Origin of the sequence: Rhizobacter koreensis (assembly GCF_013366375.1) — a bacterium.
In the GTDB taxonomy this organism is placed as follows: Bacteria; Pseudomonadota; Gammaproteobacteria; order Burkholderiales; family Burkholderiaceae_C; genus Schlegelella_A; species Schlegelella_A koreensis.
The window spans coordinates 117,602-130,484 of the sequence record NZ_JABWMJ010000009.1; the positions used below are offsets into that span (position 1 = coordinate 117,602).

The 12,883-nt window shown below is 71.7% G+C and carries 11 protein-coding genes; 5 read left to right on the forward strand and 6 right to left on the reverse strand.

What is annotated here, in order from left to right:
• The first annotated feature begins 166 nt into the window (after nt 1–166).
• Together HQN59_RS18535 and otsB are read left to right on the forward strand one after the other, a co-directional pair.
• Entirely contained in the window at nt 167–2,398 is a 2,232-nt protein-coding gene (locus HQN59_RS18535) for an alpha,alpha-trehalose-phosphate synthase (UDP-forming) (RefSeq protein ID WP_176070612.1), read from the forward strand.
• Between the two features lies 1 nt (nt 2,399).
• The gene (gene otsB / locus HQN59_RS18540) at nt 2,400–3,164 is read left to right on the forward strand and encodes a trehalose-phosphatase (protein WP_342451245.1); all 765 of its coding nucleotides are present in this window, start codon (nt 2,400–2,402) and stop codon (nt 3,162–3,164) included.
• A gap of 57 nt (nt 3,165–3,221) precedes the next feature.
• Here otsB and glk read toward each other — a convergent pair whose 3' ends face one another.
• The 4 genes from glk to HQN59_RS18560 form a co-directional block, all read right to left on the reverse strand.
• A complete protein-coding gene (gene glk, locus HQN59_RS18545; RefSeq protein ID WP_342451246.1) occupies nt 3,222–4,226 on the reverse strand; it encodes a glucokinase in 1,005 nt (334 codons plus the stop codon).
• Nucleotides 4,227–4,326: 100 nt separating this feature from the next.
• Complete coding sequence (locus HQN59_RS18550; protein WP_342451247.1) at nt 4,327–4,854, reverse strand: MarR family winged helix-turn-helix transcriptional regulator; 528 nt, start codon at nt 4,852–4,854, stop codon at nt 4,327–4,329.
• A 200-nt stretch (nt 4,855–5,054) separates the two neighbouring features.
• Complete coding sequence (gene aroC / locus HQN59_RS18555; protein ID WP_176070615.1) at nt 5,055–6,164, reverse strand: chorismate synthase; 1,110 nt, start codon at nt 6,162–6,164, stop codon at nt 5,055–5,057.
• A 117-nt stretch (nt 6,165–6,281) separates the two neighbouring features.
• A complete protein-coding gene (locus HQN59_RS18560) occupies nt 6,282–6,746 on the reverse strand; it encodes a CBS domain-containing protein (protein ID WP_176070616.1) in 465 nt (154 codons plus the stop codon).
• 78 nt (nt 6,747–6,824) lie between these two features.
• Here HQN59_RS18560 and HQN59_RS18565 point away from each other — a divergent pair, with 78 nt between their 5' ends.
• The 3 genes from HQN59_RS18565 to HQN59_RS18575 are packed head-to-tail and all read left to right on the forward strand — an operon-like array spanning nt 6,825 to nt 9,448.
• Nucleotides 6,825–8,138 (forward strand): O-acetylhomoserine aminocarboxypropyltransferase, encoded by a 1,314-nt coding sequence (locus HQN59_RS18565; RefSeq protein WP_176070617.1) that lies wholly within the window; start codon nt 6,825–6,827, stop codon nt 8,136–8,138.
• 13 nt (nt 8,139–8,151) lie between these two features.
• Entirely contained in the window at nt 8,152–8,958 is an 807-nt protein-coding gene (locus tag HQN59_RS18570; protein ID WP_176070618.1) for an alpha/beta fold hydrolase, read from the forward strand.
• Entirely contained in the window at nt 8,942–9,448 is a 507-nt protein-coding gene (locus HQN59_RS18575; protein WP_217704209.1) for a hypothetical protein, read from the forward strand. The genes HQN59_RS18570 and HQN59_RS18575 overlap by 17 nt, the downstream gene beginning before the upstream one ends.
• 30 nt (nt 9,449–9,478) lie before the next feature.
• Here the strand turns inward: HQN59_RS18575 and ligA are convergent, their stop codons facing one another.
• Together ligA and HQN59_RS18585 are read right to left on the reverse strand one after the other, a co-directional pair.
• Nucleotides 9,479–11,557 (reverse strand): NAD-dependent DNA ligase LigA, encoded by a 2,079-nt coding sequence (gene ligA / locus HQN59_RS18580; RefSeq protein WP_176070729.1) that lies wholly within the window; start codon nt 11,555–11,557, stop codon nt 9,479–9,481.
• A gap of 196 nt (nt 11,558–11,753) precedes the next feature.
• The gene (locus HQN59_RS18585; protein ID WP_246295015.1) at nt 11,754–12,854 is read right to left on the reverse strand and encodes a cell division protein FtsZ; all 1,101 of its coding nucleotides are present in this window, start codon (nt 12,852–12,854) and stop codon (nt 11,754–11,756) included.
• Nucleotides 12,855–12,883 lie beyond the last annotated feature (29 nt).

Genomic DNA, 12,883 nt, shown 5'->3' on the forward strand with positions numbered 1-12,883 from the left:
GACGGAACGTCGAGGAACGCGTCGGAACCGGTCATGGGTGCGACCAATGTGAGTATTTGCACAAATATACAATGAGGGCGATCCCCAGGCAGGCGCGTTGCATGCGCCGCCGTCCTCCGGCGCCGGTACACGACTTGCTCTTGTACGCCCGCCTCACGCCTCCCGAATGCGATTTCTCACCCTCCAGTTCCGTTTTCTCGCCCCGCTGCTGCTGACGCTCGTCATCGCCGCCTACGCGGCGCAGCCGCTGATGGATGCGCTCACGCTGCGCTGGTTCGCGCGCGACCTGAACGCGCGCGGCGCCCTCGTCACCAACGCCCTGTCCGACTCGATCGCCGACGCGCTGAAGGACTCGAAGGAGCAGCGCCTGCAGGCGCTGTTCGACCGCGCGGTACAGGACGAGCGCCTGTTCGCGGTGGGCCTGTGCACGCTCGAGGGCGACCTGGTGCGGCGCACCGCGCATTTCCCGACCAGCCTCACCTGCCAGCAGGCGGCGAGCGCCGCCTCGCAGGCCGACCCGCGCCTCACGATCGCCGGCGGCCAGGTGCACATCGGCGTGCATCCGGTCGACAGCGACTCGATGCACGTGGCCAACCTCGTGCTGCTGCACGACATGAGCTTCATCGACCGGCGCAGTCAGGACACGCGGCGCTACCTCACGCTGTTCATCGCGGCGCTCGGCCTGGCGATCGCGATGATCACGATGGTGGTCGCGCAGCTCAGCTGGCGCGGCTGGATCGCCGGTGTGCGCGGCATGCTGCGTGGCGAAGGGCTGCTGCGGGCGTCCGATGTATCGCCCGAGGTCGAGCCCATCGCCGAGGAGCTGAAGGCGCGGCTGCGCGACCTCGAAGACGAGTACCGGCGTGCCCTCGGGCCGCAGACCGGCTGGGACCCGGACCGCCTGCGCGGACTGCTGCGCACGCAGCTGCGCGGCGAGCAGGTGATCGTGGTGTCGAATCGCGAGCCCTACATCCACGCGAAGACCGACGACGGGATCGTCGTCAAGCGGCCGGCGAGCGGCCTCGTCGCCGCCGTCGAGCCGGTGATGCGCGCCTGCTCGGGAACCTGGATCGCGCACGGCAGCGGCAGCGCCGACCGCGACGTGGTCGACGCGAACGACCGCGTCGGCGTGCCGCCGGGCCACGCGGAATACACGCTGCGCCGCATCTGGCTGAGCGCCGAAGAGGAACAGGGCTACTACTACGGCTTCGCCAACGAAGGCATGTGGCCGCTCTGTCACGTCGCCCACGTGCGGCCGGTGTTCCGCGAGTCGGACTGGGAGCAGTACAAGGCCGTCAACCAGCGCTTCGCCGACGCGGTGGTCGCCGAGGCGCGCAGCGAGGACCCGGTGGTGCTGGTGCAGGACTACCACTTCGCGCTGCTGCCGGCGATGGTGCGCGCCAGGCTGCCGCGCGCGACCATCCTCACCTTCTGGCACATCCCCTGGCCGAACCCCGAGTCGTTCAGCATCTGCCCGTGGCGGAAGGAAATCCTCGAGGGCATGCTGGGCAGCACCATCCTCGGCTTCCACACCCGCTACCACTGCAAGAACTTCATCGAGACGGTCGACCGCTTCCTCGAGGCACGCATCGAGCACGAGCACTCGATGATCACGTTCAACGACGACGAGACGCTGGTCGAGAGCTACCCCATCTCGATCGAGTGGCCGTCGGACGCCGAGCGCGCGAGCTGGGCGCCGGCGCCCGAGTGCCGGCGCCGCGTGTTCGATCGGCTCGGCCTCGCGGCCGACACGGTGCTCGCGGTCGGCGTCGACCGCTTCGACTACACCAAGGGCATCCTCGAGCGCCTGCACGCGGTCGAGCGTCTGCTCGAGAAGCATCCCGAGTGGATCGGGCGCTTCGTGCTGGTGCAGATCGCCGCGCCGACGCGCGACCTGCTCGAGGAATACCAGCTGTTCCAGCAACGCATCGCGCGCACCACCGAGCGCGTCAACGAGCGCTTCGGCCGGCCGGGCTACAAGCCGATCCTGCTGTTCGCGCAGCACCACGACCACGACGCGCTCACCGAGATGTACCGCGCGGCCGACGTCTGCGTGGTCACCAGCCTGCACGATGGCATGAACCTCGTCTGCAAGGAATTCGTGTCGGTACGCGACGACGAGCAGGGCGTGCTGGTGCTGAGCCGCTTCGCCGGCGCGGCCCGCGAGATGACCGAGGCGCTGATCGTCAACCCGTACCACGTCGAGGAGACCGCCGACGCGCTGCACCGCGCGGCGATCATGCCGCCCGCCGAGCAGCGCGAGCGCATCGCCAGCCTGCGCATGACGGTTCGCGAGAACAACGTGTTCCGCTGGGCCGGTCACATGCTCGCCGACGCCGGTCGCTCGCGCCTGCGCCAGCGCATCGACGAGCGCGTGCAGCGCCACCAGCTCGCCTGACGTGCGGCACCTGTTCAGTCCCGAGGGAGAAGCCGCGCTCGCCACGGTGATGGCGGCGCGTCCGCTGCTCGCGTTCGACTTCGACGGCACGCTGGCGCCGATCGTCGCGCGACCCGACGACGCGCGGCTCGCCCACGGCATCGCAGAGAGCCTGGCGCGCCTCGCCGCCGAGCTTCCGGTCGCGATCGTCAGCGGCCGCGCCGTCGACGACCTCATGAAGCGCCTGCCGTTCGTGCCGCCGTACGTGGTCGGCAACCACGGCGCCGAGGACCCGCTCGCCGGCGGCGCGCCGCCGGCCGCGCTGGACGCCATGCGCGAGCGGCTGCTGGCGCAGGCCGACGTGCTCGGCGCCGTCGGCGTGAGCGTCGAGGACAAGGGTTACTCGCTCGCCCTGCACTACCGGCTCGCCCCCGACCACGCCGCCGCGGCCGCCCAGGTCGCGGGCGTCGTCGCCGACCTGCCGGGCGGCCTCGAGGCCTATCCGGGCAAGCTGGTGATGAACGTGGTCGGCGCCGGTGCGCCCGACAAGGGCGTCGCGGTGGCCCGGCTGGTCGAGCGCTCGGGCGCGAGCCGGGCGGTCTTCATCGGCGACGACGTCAACGACGAGCCGGTGTTCGCCGTTGCCGGCGCCGACTGGCTCACGGTCAGGGTCGGCCGCGACGACCGGCCCTCGCTCGCCCGCTTTTACGTCGAAAACACGGACGAGGTCGCGCACATGCTCGAGCGGATGGTGCGACTGCTGGGCGCGTCAGCCGCCGCGGCCTGACGGCCCATCCAAGGCCGAGGAACGCTCGACGCCACGGCTGAGTCGCGGCGCATGCCGCTACGCCGCGCCTCTGCCGACCCGTCGCGCCAGCGCGTCGTCGAGCGCCTGGTTCGCACCGCGCAGTGCGGCGTCGGCCGGCGCGGCGATGACGCGTGTCGGGATCGCCGACAGGTACGCCCTGAAGCGCCCCTTGTTCTCGAAGCGCGCGCGGAAAGGCGAGGCGTCGATGCGGTCGCCGAAACGCGGCACGATGCCGCCGGCGATGTAGACGCCGCCGCTCGCGCCGAGCGTGAGTGCGAGATTGCCGGCGAAGCTGCCGAGAAAGCCGAAGAAGCGTTCGACGGTGCGCACGCAGCGCGCATCGCTGCCGGCGATCGCGCGGTCGACGATCTCGGGTGCACCCAGCAACTCGCTCTTCTCACCGTCGAGGAGAGCGTGTGCGCGATGAAGGTTGACGAGACCCTGGCCCGACAGCACCCGTTCGGCCGATACGTGGCCGAGCTCCTCGCGCAGCAGCGCCAGCAGGCGCTCGTCAATGGCGTCGTCGGCCGCGAGCGTCGCGTGCCCGCCCTCTCCGACGATCGGCACCCAGCCCGCGCCGGAATGGACCGCGCCGCCGACGCCGAGCCCGGTGCCGGGTCCGAGCACCGCGAGCGTGCCGTGCTCGACCGCGGTGCCGCCTCCCACGCCGCGGTGCGCGTCGGCGCCGAGCCCCGGAATCGCGAGCGCGACCGCGGCGAAGTCGTTCAGCACGACGAGCTCGCCGAGATCGAAGCGCTCGCGGATCGCGGCGATCGAGAACGACCAGGCGAGGTTCGTGAACGACACGACGTCGCCCGCAACCGGCGTCGCGACGCCGATCGCGGCCGCGCGCGGCCGCTCCAGCGCGGCCTCGGCGAGATAGCGCTCGATCGCCGCGTCGAGCCCGGCGTGCTCGCGGCAGAGGTAGACGCGCACGTTCGTGATCGCGGCGCCCGGCGCCTCGATCCAGCCGAACCGCGCGTGGGTGCCGCCGACGTCGCCGACGAGGCGCGGATGGCTGGCGTCGTCCGCCGGGCTCACGACCGGCCCTGCCCGCGGGCTGCAGACCGGCCGCGCGTCGGCCCTGGCTGTTCGTCGATGGGCACGTGCCCGCGCCGCGGCATGGCGGCGTCGCAGCGCATCACAGCTCCGCGAGCGGTGTCCGGGCCGCGTCGGCGTCGACCTGCAGGACGGCGATGAGCTTCTCGAGGTCGTGCTCGATGCGCTGCAAGGTCCGCGCGTCCAGCGCGGCAAGCGCATCCGGGAGCACGCCGGCGAACGGCGCGGGGCTGCGCTCGAGCAGCTCGGCGCCCGCCGGCAGCAGGTGCAGGCGCACCGCGCGGCGATCCGTCGGGTCGCGCGCGACGCTGATCAGCTCGCGCTCGGCGAGCGAGCGCACCAGGTTGCTCGCGGTCGACTGGTGGATGTTCATCGCCGCGGCGAGCGCGCGCACCCCGGCATCCGGAGTGGCCTGGATGATGCTGAGCGCCCAGACCTGCGCGCCGCCGAGACCGACCTGCTTCTCCACCTGGCGGAAGTGCGTCTTGACGGCGTTGAAGACGACGCGGAACTGGCGCAGCACGCGCTGCGCGGCGTCGCCCGGCGGCAGACCCTGCGCCAGCGCGCGCCGACGCCGGGCGACGGCGGAGCGCCGCGGGGCCGGCGTCACGGGCGCGGGCGGGCGGGGAGCAGGTGCGGCATCCAACGCGGTCATACCTTTGTGCAAATCCTATCGCGGCACCGGCTCCGGCCGCATGGCCGTGCCGCGAGCAGGCTTGTTCGGCGCCTGGCCGTGGCCCCCCGAGCGGCGCGAGATCTCGAACGAGGCCGTCGTTGTGCGGGCCGGCGCGCCCTGCGCCCGCACCGCCCTCAAGCGCTCGGCGGCGCCTGCGCCGGGATCGGTCCGACCGGCAGGCTGACGTCGCCGCACTGCGCACGCTGGCGCAGCGCGTGGTCCATCAGGACCAACGCGAGCAGCGCCTCCGCAATCGGGGTTGCGCGGATGCCGACACACGGGTCGTGACGGCCGAAGGTCTCGACCGTCGTCGGCGCACCGGCGCGGTCGACCGAGCGGCGCGGCGTGCGGATCGAGCTGGTCGGCTTGATCGCGAGCGAGACCGTGATGTCCTGCCCCGTCGAGATGCCGCCGAGCACGCCGCCCGAACGATTGGCGGCGAACCCTTCCGGCGTGAGCTCGTCGCCGTGCACCGAGCCACGCTCGGCAACCGCCGCGAACCCGGCGCCGATCTCGACGCCCTTGACGGCGTTGACGCCCATCATGGCGTAGGCAATATCGGCGTCGAGCTTGTCGTAGAGCGGCTCCCCGAGGCCGACCGGAACGCCGCGCGCGATCACGTCGATGCGCGCGCCGCAGCTGTCGCCCTCGCGCCGCAGCTGGTCCATGTAGGCCTCGAGGCGCGGAATGTCGGTCGCGTTGGCGGCGAAGAACGGGTTGTTCGGGACGTGCTCTTGCGACTCGAACGGCACCACGATCTCGCCGAGCTGGCTCAGGTGCCCGGCGAAGGTGGTGCCGTGGCGCTCGCGCAGCCACTTCTTCGCGATCGCGCCGGCGGCCACGGTCGGCGCGGTGAGGCGTGCCGACGAGCGCCCGCCGCCACGAGGGTCGCGCAGCCCGTACTTGTGGTGGTACGTGTAGTCGGCGTGGCCGGGGCGGAAGGTGTCGAGGATGTTGCCGTAGTCGCGGCTGCGCTGATCGGTGTTGCGGATCAGCAGCGCGATCGGCGTTCCGGTGGTGCGGCCCTCGTAGACGCCCGACAGGATCTCGACCTGGTCGGCCTCGCTGCGCTGGGTGACGTGGCGCGAGGTTCCCGGCCGGCGCCGGTCGAGGTCGGGCTGGATGTCGGCTTCCGAGAGCGCCATGCCCGGCGGGCAGCCGTCGACCACGCAGCCGATCGCGGGACCGTGGCTCTCGCCGAAGTTGGTGACGCGGAACAGAAGGCCGAAGGTGCTGCCGGACATGGGTGGGCGACGCCGCGAGGCGATCGGGAAGCGCCGGCCGTGCGCCAATGAAAACACCGCCCGCAGGCGGTGTCGGCACGGTCGATCGGGAGCGGGATTCTAAGCGGCCGTCCGACGCTAGTTGGCCGCCGGGCGCTCGTCGCGGCCTTCGACCGGCCAGTCGCGGATGTAGGCCTTGAGCATGCGGTTTTCGAAGTCCTGGCTGTCGACCACCGCCTTGGCGACGTCGTAGAAAGAGATCACGCCCATCAGCGTGGTCTGCGCCATGACCGGCATGTAGCGCGCGTGACGGCCGAGCATCATGCGGCGCACTTCGTCGATCTCGGTGTCGGGCGTGCAGGTGAGCGGGTGGTCGTCCATCACGTGACGCACCAGCGAGTTGCCGAGCGCACCACCGTTCTGCACCACCGCCTGGATCACTTCGCGGAAAGTCAGCATGCCGACGAGCTCGCCGCGCTGCATGACGACCAGGGAGCCGATGTCCTGCTCCGACATGCAGCTCACGGCCTTTGCGAGCGAATCGTCCGGAGACACGGTGAACAGCGTTCCCCCCTTGACGCGCAGGATGTCGCTGACTTTCATGGGGCTCTCCTCGGGGTGGCTGCGATTCAATATAGCCCACAATGCCGGCGCGCAACACCCGCCGCGAACCGAGGCAGCATGGCCGGCCACTCGACTCCAGGCTTCGACACCCTCGCGCTGCACGCCGGCGCGGCGCCCGACCCTGCCACCGGGGCGCGCGCGGTGCCGATCCACCTCAGCACCTCGTTCGTGTTCGAGAGCAGCGAGCACGCCGCCGCGCTGTTCGACATGGAACGCTCCGGCCACGTCTACAGCCGGATCTCGAACCCCACCAATGCGGTGCTCGAGGAGCGCGTCGCGGCGCTCGAAGGCGGCGTCGGCGCGATCGCCACCGCGAGCGGCCAGGCCGCGCTGCACCTCGCGATCGTGACGCTCGCGGGCGCCGGCTCGCACATCGTCGCGTCGAGCGCGCTCTACGGCGGCTCGCACAACCTGCTGCACTACACGCTGCGCCGCTTCGGCATCGGGACGACGTTCGTCAAGCCGGGCGACCTCGACGCCTGGCGCGCCGCGATCCGCCCCGAGACGCGCCTGCTGTTCGGCGAGACGCTCGGCAACCCCGGGCTCGACGTGCTCGACATCCCGGCAATCTCGGACCTGGCGCACGAGAACGGCCTGCCCCTGCTGGTGGACTCGACGTTCACCACGCCCTGGCTGATGAAGCCATTCGAGCACGGCGCCGACCTCGTCTACCACTCGGCGACCAAGTTCCTGTCCGGCCACGGCACCGTGATCGGCGGCGTGCTGGTCGACTCCGGTCGCTTCGACTGGGACGACGCAACCGCGCGCTTCGGGCGCTTCACCGAGCTGACGCGGCCGTACGAAGGCTTTCACGGCATGGTGTTCAGCGAGGAGAACACGGTTGGCGCGTTCCTGCTGCGCGCGCGCCGCGAAGGCCTGCGCGATTTCGGCGCCAGCATGAGCCCGCACACCGCGTGGCTGATCCTGCAGGGCATCGAGACGCTGCCGCTGCGCATGGCGCGCCACGTCGAGAACACGCGCAAGGTGGTCGGCTTCCTCGCGAGCCACCCGATGGTCGCGCGCGTCGGCTACCCCGAGCTGGAGAGCCACCCCGATCAAGCGCTCGCCCGACGCCTGCTGCCGCGCGGCTGCGGGTCGGTGTTCAGCTTCGACCTCGCCGGCTCACGTGCGCAGGGCGCCGCCTTCGTCGACGCGCTGCAGATCTTCTCGCACCTGGCCAACGTCGGCGACTGCCGCTCGCTGGTGATCCACCCGGCGTCGACCACGCACTTTCGCATGGACGACGCGGCGCTCGCGCAGGCCGGCATCGGCGCCGGCACGATCCGCCTCTCGATCGGCCTCGAGGACGCCGACGATCTCATCGACGACCTGAAGCGGGCGCTGAAAGTGGCGCAGCGCGCCGGCGGCTGAGGCGGCACCCGGCATGGACATCGCACTGCCCGACGGGCGCACCGCTTACGCCTACACCGGCGGCAAGCCGTTCGATGCCGACCTGCCGACCGTCGCGTTCATTCACGGCGCGCTCAACGACCACAGCGTGTGGACCCTTCTGGCGCGCTGGTTCGCGCACCACGGCCACGGCGTGCTCGCGGTCGACCTGCCCGGCCACGGCCGCAGCCACGGCCCGGCGCTCGAGAGCGTCGAGGCGATGGCCGACTGGCTGCTCGGCGTGCTCGACGCGGTGGGTGCGAGCCGCGCCAGCCTCGTCGGTCACAGCATGGGATCGCTGATCGCGCTCGAAGCCGCTGCGCGCGCACCGCAGCGCGCGCGCCACCTGGTGATGATCGCCACTGCGGTGCCGATGACGGTTTCGCCGATGCTGCTCGAGATGGCCGCGAACGATCCCCCCGCCGCCATTGCCAGCGTCAATGCGTGGTCGCACTCCACGCATGCGGCCAAGCCGTCGCACCCGGGCCCCGGTTCATGGCTGCACGGCGGCAACGCGGCGCTGATGCACCGCATGCAGGCGAAGGACCCCTCGAGCAACCTGTTCCTCACCGACTTCCGCGCCTGCAACGCCTACGCCGGCGGTCTTGCCGCCGCGGAGCGGATCGAGTGCCCGGCCACGATCGTGATCGGCGCTCGCGACCAGATGACGCCGCCCCGCAGCGCCAGGGCCGTCGCCGAAGCCTTGCGCGTCGCGCCGCAGACGATCGATGCGGGACACGCCCTCATGACCGAGGGCTCGGAAGCGCTGCTCGGCGTGCTGCGCCATGCAATCCTCCGCTGACGTGGAACACGAGCAGAACGGCTCGGCAGATGCGACCGAGGGCCGCCGGCCAGCGCCCGTGCTCGCCCCCCGCGACGATGCAAGACCTGCGTGCAAGGACTCGACCGAGGTCGCGCGCCACTACGGCAACATGCGATTCGCCATGTTCACGGTCTTCTCGGCCGTCACCGGCGGCCTGCTCGCCTTCCCGTTCTCGGCAGCGGGGTCGGCGTTCCTGTGGGCGCCGGGCTCAGCCCGTCACCAGTTCCTGCTGGGGGCCGCCGGTCTCGTGCTCGCCGTGCTCTTCACGGCGGCCGAGTGGCGCATCTCGCAGCTGGTCGCCTTCTATCAGGAAGCCGCCTTCAACAAACATGACTTCCCGCGACCCGGCGGTCACCGCATCTGGAAGGGGGTGATCATGGTGACCATGCTCGCGCCCTACATCCTCTCGGCCATCTTCTGGCTGCTGTACCTGCACGGCAGCCTCGTCATCCCGGTGTCGCGGAGCTGATCGGAGCCGACGCCCGGCGAGCGCCAGGGCTCAGTCGGCGCTCCGGCCCAGCAACGCCAGCAACCCCGCCTCGTCGATCACCGCGACGCCGAGCGCCTGCGCCTTGTCGAGCTTCGAGCCCGCCTCGGCCCCGGCCACCACCCAGTCGGTCTTCTTCGACACCGAGCCGGCGACCTTGCCGCCGAGCGACTCGATCATCTCCTTGGCCGCTTCGCGGGTCAGCGTGGGCAGCGTGCCGGTCAGCACGAAGGTCTTGCCGGCGAACGCGAGCGGCACCGCTTCGGCGGCGCCTTCGCTCTCGGGCCACTCGAAGCCGGCGCCGAGCAGCCCGTCGATCACCGCCTGGTTGTGTTCTTCGGCGAAGAACGCGTGCACGCTCTCGGCGACGATCGGCCCGACGTCCGGCACGTCGAGCAGCTGCGGCAAATCGGCGCGACGCAGGCGCTCGAGGTTGCCGAAGTGGCGCGCCAGGTCCTTGGCCGTGGTCTCGCCCACGTGGCGGATGCCGAGCCCGTAGAGGAAGCGCGCGAGCGTCGTCTTGCGGCTCGCCGCGATGTTGGCGACCAGGTTGTCGGCGCTCTTCTCGCCCATGCGCTCGAGCGACTGCAGCGTCTGGCTGCTCAGCGCGTAGAGATCGGGGAGCGACTTCACCAGGCCGGTGTCGACGAGCTGGTCGACGATCTTCTCGCCGAGCCCTTCGATGTCGAGCGCGCGCCGGCCGGCGAAGTGGAGGATCGCGAACTTGCGCTGTGCCGGACAGAAGAGGCCGCCGGTGCAGCGATGGTCGACGCCGCCCTTCTCGCGCACGACCGCGCTCGCGCACACGGGGCACGCGCCCGGCATGCGGAAGTTCGGCACGTACCCCGGGCGCGGCTTCGACACGCGGCCGACCACCTCGGGAATGACGTCGCCGGCGCGCCGCACGATCACGTCGTCGCCGACGCGAACGCCCTTGCGACGCACCTCGAAGAGGTTGTGCAGCGTCGCGTTCGACACCGTCGTGCCGCCGACGAACACCGGCTCGAGCTTGGCGACCGGCGTGAGCTTGCCGGTGCGGCCGACCTGGATGCCGATGTCGTTGAGGCGCGTGGTGCGCTCCTGCGCCGGGTACTTCTGCGCCACCGCCCAGCGCGGCTCGCGCGACTTGAAGCCGAGGCGCTCCTGCAGCGCACGGTCGTCGACCTTGTAGACGACGCCGTCGATCTCGTACGGCAGCGATGCGCGGCGTGCGGCGATGGCCTCGTGGAACGCGACCAGGCCTGCGGCGCCGAGCACGCGCTCGTGGAGCGGGCTGGCCGGCAGCCCGATCGCGTCGAACGCGTCGAGCACGCCGTTCTGCGTGGCCGGTACGTCCCAGCCTTCGACTGCCCCGAGCCCGTACGCGAAGAAGCTGAGCGGGCGCCTGGCGGCGTTGCGCGCGTCGAGCTGGCGCACCACGCCGGCGGCGGCGTTGCGCGGGTTGACGAACACCTTCTCGTTCTTAGCGCCGCTTTCGATGAGCTTCCTCTGCCGCTCGTTGAGCGCAGCGAAGTCGTCGAGGCGCATGAAGACCTCGCCGCGGACCTCGAGCACCGCCGCGTCGACACCCTTGAGGCGCTTGGGCACCGAGGCGATCGTGCGCACCGTGTGCGTCACGTCCTCGCCGGTCTCGCCGTCGCCGCGCGTGGCGGCCCGAACCAGTTCGCCGCGCTCGTAGCGCAGGTTGATCGCGAGGCCGTCGAACTTCAGCTCGGCGCAGTAGGCGACCGGCGGGTCGGCCTCGCCGAGGCCGAGCGCCTTGCGCACGCGGGCGTCGAACTTCTCGGCGCCGCTGGCGGTGGTGTCGGTCTCGGTGTTGATCGACAGCATCGGCACGCTGTGCCGCACCGGCTCGAGGCCCTCGAGCACCGCGCCGATGACGCGCTGGGTCGGCGAGTCGGCCGTCGCCAGCTCGGGATGCGCCCCCTCGATCGCCTGCAGTTCCTGGAACAGCGCGTCGTAGTCGGCGTCGGGGATCTCGGGCGCATCGCGGACGTAGTAGCGCTCGGCGTGGTACTCGATCAGCCGGCGCAGCTCGGCGGCGCGCGCAGCGATGGTGCCGTCGAGGTCGAGGGCATCGCCAGCCGACACAGCGGCGCGCTCGCGCCCGGCACCCGCTGCCGGCGCCGCGTCGCTGGCACGATCGGCGTCGATCGGAGACGGCGCTCCCTCACCCGGGGCTGCGCCGACAGCGGCCAGCTTGCCTTCGGGGGCCGAGCGCGACGTCGAGGCCGCCACGGCGCTCAGGCCGCGAACGCGGCCGCGTGGACGCGTGGCACCGACCGCATCAGCTGAACAGCCGGCGCGCCGCCGGCGAGCCGGCTGCGAGGTCGCGTGCCTCGAGCGCGGCGTAGAGCTGGCCGAGCGCGCGCTGGATCGCGGCGAAGCCTTCGGGCGTCAACGGCCGCTCGCTGTCGTCGACGATGGCGGCGTCCATGCCGACCGCGAGCGCCTGCGCGGTCGCCTGCCAAGCGACGAACGGCTCGGCCGACGCCGGCGTCTGCGGCACGTCGAAGCTGAGCGTGGCGTCGCGCACCGCGCTGAGGTCGGGCTCCTCGGCGAGCGCGGCCTGCGGGTCGAAGGTCAGCGTCAGCACGGGCGGGTCGCCTTCTTCCGCGCCGGGATAGACCAGCCGCCCCGGCACCGAGCCCGGCATGAAGCCGTGGCGGCGTGCGTGCTGCTGGATGTAGCCGGGGCTCCACGCCGACGAGCGCGCGCGCAGATGCACCGCGAGCTGCGCGTCGTGCTGGCTCGCGAACGCGTCGAGCTCGCGCGCGCGTGCCATCACGTCGAGCATGTCGGGGAAGTCGGCGCTCGCGCCGATCGCCTCGGCGTACGCCTGGATGCGGTGCACGAACTCGGAGTACTCGATCTCGTTGAGCGCGCCGCTGCGGCTCGCGAGCTGGATGCCGGCCTGGAGCTCGCCGTAGCGCTGCCCCGGCGTCGGCGGCTCCCATGCACCGGTGGCGACGTTGTGGCCTTCGATCTGGAACGGCTTGCTGCCGACGTGCCGGGTCGCGGGCAGGTGGCTTGCGGCGAGTTCGCCGGTCACCGGCGCGTCGACTGCGATCACCGCGAACGCGTCGATCAGCGCGTCGAGCGGGAGCACGTTGCGACGCGGCCCGGGACGCGCCAGCGTGGCCTCCTCGGCGATGGGCGCGTCGGGGCCGATCGCCGGCTCGATGCGACCCGGGGTCGCGCCCGCGCCGGCTGCGGCATCGCCCGTGGTCGACGCGAACGCCGGGTCCTCGCGCGTGTCAGGCGGCAGCGCGCGCTTGGGCCCGGCGCGGCGCGCCGACCAGGCGCCGTGGGCGACGATCGCGATCAGCACGACGACGCCCAGCGACGCCAGTGCGATCTGCAGGTTGCTCAGGTTCAGGTGTTCCATTCAGGCAGGGTCCGTCAAAGCCGACTCAC

Coding starts and splice junctions, on each gene's coding strand:
- HQN59_RS18575 (WP_217704209.1), top strand. CDS start 8,942: ATGCAATCCTCCGCTGACGTGGAACACGAGCAGAACGGCTCGGCAGAT.
- HQN59_RS18535 (WP_176070612.1), top strand. CDS start 167: ATGCGATTTCTCACCCTCCAGTTCCGTTTTCTCGCCCCGCTGCTGCTG.
- HQN59_RS18570 (WP_176070618.1), top strand. CDS start 8,152: ATGGACATCGCACTGCCCGACGGGCGCACCGCTTACGCCTACACCGGC.
- aroC (WP_176070615.1), bottom strand. CDS start 6,164: ATGTCCGGCAGCACCTTCGGCCTTCTGTTCCGCGTCACCAACTTCGGC.
- HQN59_RS18565 (WP_176070617.1), top strand. CDS start 6,825: ATGGCCGGCCACTCGACTCCAGGCTTCGACACCCTCGCGCTGCACGCC.
- HQN59_RS18585 (WP_246295015.1), bottom strand. CDS start 12,854: ATGGAACACCTGAACCTGAGCAACCTGCAGATCGCACTGGCGTCGCTG.
- HQN59_RS18560 (WP_176070616.1), bottom strand. CDS start 6,746: ATGAAAGTCAGCGACATCCTGCGCGTCAAGGGGGGAACGCTGTTCACC.